Origin of the sequence: Paraburkholderia sp. SIMBA_027, from assembly GCF_046535315.1 — a bacterium.
GTDB lineage: Bacteria > Pseudomonadota > Gammaproteobacteria > Burkholderiales > Burkholderiaceae > Paraburkholderia > Paraburkholderia tropica.
The window spans coordinates 1-3299 of the sequence record NZ_JAWRWY010000050.1; the positions used below are offsets into that span (position 1 = coordinate 1).

A 3299-nucleotide genomic window follows, 5' to 3' on the forward strand; every position below is an offset into this window, starting at 1 on the left:
ATCACCTACACGAATCACGCCACGCATTACAGCCTCCCAACTTCAGCTTGTTCATGTTCCGCACCGCTCTACATGAGCGTGCACTGCCCGTGCCCGAAACCATTCACGATCGCTGTCACTAGCCAACCAGCGGCGCCGCCGGCTACCACCGCCACGATCAGGACGCGAAGACTCGGCCTGACGGGCGACCATTTCGCGATCGCAAGAACAACAGCAACGTAGCCCACCACAGCCATCGCGAACTCGCCCGGCCAGGCAACCGCGGCCTGGCTTCCCATGCCGATTCCCACAATCCCGGCCCACAGCAGAGCGAGAGCAACACCACCGGTGCAATAGGCGAAACAGCCGCCTATTAGCGCCGCCCATGCCATGGCGAAAAGTATCGCAGCCACGCCGAGGATTCGGGAAATGCCCCCCTGAGATGGTTCGGTTAGAGTCGCCCGCGGCTCGGGCCGTTCTGTATTTTCGATCGATTCGTTCATCGGTAGAGGAAAGGATTATCGCCCCGCGTTTTTTGGTTCTTCTGGATCTGAGCCTGGCTCGGTGGCGTGACTCGCACGATTTCAGCCTGTCCGCCAGAGCGATCCACAATGGCGCTGACTTTGCCATCCTGATACCCGGATATGAGCGCTAGCGCTACTTGCACGGCGCCCGAACTGATCCCGGTATTCCCAATTCTGTATCCTACGTCAAACCCTTCCGCGACGCTGCCGGTCGAGGGCGCGTCTGTCTCCGCGCCCAACGCCTGAGTCAACGGAATCACCCACTCGCGATCACCCGTCGTATCGAAAAAGATGCGTCGCGGCACAGCCGCTTCGTGGCCTTGTGCCACCACACGTGACCATCCATCCTGGAGCGCGCTGGCCTGATCTCTTTCCCGCAGCGCATGACCATGTTCGTCCGCGAGACGCACATTGACCGGACGATCGATGTAGCCAAGCATAGGCGACTCGTCGAATTGCTTGACCTGCCAGTCCGTCCATCGAACAGGCGTCCATGGACTGGCCGCAAACTCGCCGGGCCCCTTGTTCTCGGTATGCTTCAATAGCTCAGGGACCCGCGAGCGCCACCACGCCGCACTCATCGTGTGCGGCGACACTCCTTCCTGGCCACGGGCAGTCAATTCGGCCTCGTAATGCGCGTCGAAGGCCTCTCTCTCGTCCCAATAGAAGTTCCAGAGTTTCACGAGGTCGTATTGAGTTTCCCTGGTGTCTACACCTTCCGGCTTCGTGACAATTGATGGCCTTAGCCTGTCGATTGCATGCGGTCTGGATACCAGGAGCGCGACGTTGCTGTTAAAGACGGCAGGCACGGCCGCCCCATCAGGTATCAGGCCGGAACCGGGCTTCTCGAGCAGCCTTCTCGTAACCATGCCGTCAGTGCAAAAAATCAGCGCAAATGGCACGTCTGGATTGGCGTCGAAAAACTTGAACACGTCCGCAAACGACGGGCCGGATCCGTTAACCGCCTTTTCGATAACGAACAGGTCGAACGGCAGGCTACCCTCCTGTCGGGCGTAGTTCACTGAGAACGCCGCGCCCATCAGGTTCTCGGGATGTTGAGGCGGCCCATATACAAAAACCGGCAGCGGCGTGTACTCCACCGCCTCGCCCGCGCCAAGCTTGAGAGCGAGTCCGCGGGTTAGCTTCGACATCGCCGACCTGTCCGACCACGTCGAGGGATAGTCCGAAGCGGAGCGGGACAGGAACGACTCGTGAGTGGCGTTCTTCTTTTCAATGTGGCTCCAGATTTCCGTCTGGGCCCACTGATCAATCGTAATGCCAACCCCACGCACTTCCAGTCTATCGATCCGAGTATCCGGAGCGTTTAACGCGCCCGTGGCAGGTTGCCCCGCCCGCGTCGCGGGAGTTGCACCCGCAGCCACCGCTTTTTGCCCACCAAAAAGCCAAACCATAAGAACCACCATCGAAATGAAAAACAACAAAGCAGGTCGGCGACCGAATGCACGTCCACCGCATGTGGCAAGCGGCATCATCGTGCGAGCCCGCTGAAATCCATATTAAACGGGGGTGTCACCGGCTTTTCGGGATTCTCATTCTGGTCAATCGACTGGCTAACCACGAGTGACGGCATACTCGAAGATAGGATGGACTTCGGAAACTCGCCCGAGCTGTAGTAGTCGCAAGCTTCTTTCAGAAACGTGCGAGCGTCGGGGGACAAGTTTCCAAACTTGGGAAGCGTGGACAGGGTCGTGTAGTCAATCTTCCAGTCGGCCATCGCAAGCCATACGGCCTGCCAGTCTTTACTGTCCAGCGTCTCCGCCTGTCCGATCGCGACGTCCATCGCGGTCCCGAACCGCTGATTCCACGGATCGCGCAAAATCGCTGAGTGATATGAGTTGCCTTGAAGGACGCCAGACGGATCGTTCTTCGTCAATGCCGCGGGATCCTGCGACATCCGCGCTCGGGCTTCGTTCGGTGTTTCCTCGCGCCACGCGCTAATACCTGCAAATGCGCCCCCGAACCCCCCGCCATTTGACCGGAACTCAACGCTTCTCGTCTGATCGTCGGGTGCCTTACCGGCATTGAATGCTGCCTTGAGGGAATCCGCAGTCGCATCCCCCGAAGTTGGAAGTTGCGTCCACTGCAGGCTCGCATTCGAATTGCCGAGCAACAGATCTTGCGACACAGCGTCAGGCGCTTCCTTGCCTGAACCGACGACCGCTTCGCCGCCGTGCAGCTTAGGCGCGAACGCGGGCGTCAGTTCATCTCCGTTGATGAAGCGAGAGCCGATCTCCGGCACGTCCATCCGGTGGGGCTTTGTGCCTACCAACGGCTGGTTACCATTTTTATCGGCTTTGATCCAGACACGCTGGTAGAACCGGAACTCCTTCAGTGCGTTCATCGCAGCATAAGTGTTCGTCGCGCTTTGGGGACGCGTATGGTTACCGTCCCAAAAGTATTCCTTGCCCTCCACCGTGTCCGGAATGCCGTGCGTCCCCACACCCTTAACCGTCGGAATGTCGACAGTTTTATCATCCGGATTCCAGTAGATATAGATTCGACCGCGATTGTCACGCTCGTCGAATACCGTTGGCTTACCGTGCTGATCGGGGCGAATGCCACTCGTCGGCGTCCATTTGTGGCCGGCGCGCCCGCCCGACTTTCCACTACTGAAGACGAGGTCCGTCAAAGCCGGCAGCGTGTATGGCGTCTTGGTGCATTCGGCCACGATATTGACCAAGGTCTGGAGACGCGCCTGGGGCACTGTCAGGTTGCTGGAGGTGTGGCAGTAGAATGAAGCGATGAAGAAGACGAAATCGCTTTATCACGGCCACC

General features: G+C 58.8%; 3 protein-coding genes. All 3 read right to left on the minus strand.

Annotated features, from left to right (window positions below; genetic code table 11):
• Positions 1-68: 68 nt before the first annotated feature.
• The 3 genes from SB764_RS37950 to SB764_RS37960 are packed head-to-tail and all read right to left on the minus strand — an operon-like array spanning position 69 to position 3204.
• The gene (locus SB764_RS37950; RefSeq protein WP_410866454.1) at positions 69-482 is read right to left on the minus strand and encodes a hypothetical protein; all 414 of its coding nucleotides are present in this window, start codon (positions 480-482) and stop codon (positions 69-71) included.
• Positions 479-1996 (minus strand): DUF2875 family protein, encoded by a 1518-nt coding sequence (locus SB764_RS37955; RefSeq protein ID WP_410866455.1) that lies wholly within the window; start codon positions 1994-1996, stop codon positions 479-481. Before SB764_RS37955 ends, SB764_RS37950 begins: the two co-directional genes overlap by 4 nt.
• Positions 1993-3204, minus strand: coding sequence for a DUF3274 domain-containing protein (locus SB764_RS37960; protein ID WP_410866456.1), 1212 nt, complete (start codon positions 3202-3204; stop codon positions 1993-1995). Before SB764_RS37960 ends, SB764_RS37955 begins: the two co-directional genes overlap by 4 nt.
• Positions 3205-3299: the final 95 nt, after the last annotated feature.

Bases quoted from the DNA above. Each gene is read 5' to 3' on its own strand.
- SB764_RS37950 (WP_410866454.1), bottom strand. From the start codon at position 482: ATGAACGAATCGATCGAAAATACAGAACGGCCCGAGCCGCGGGCGACT.
- SB764_RS37955 (WP_410866455.1), bottom strand. From the start codon at position 1,996: ATGATGCCGCTTGCCACATGCGGTGGACGTGCATTCGGTCGCCGACCT.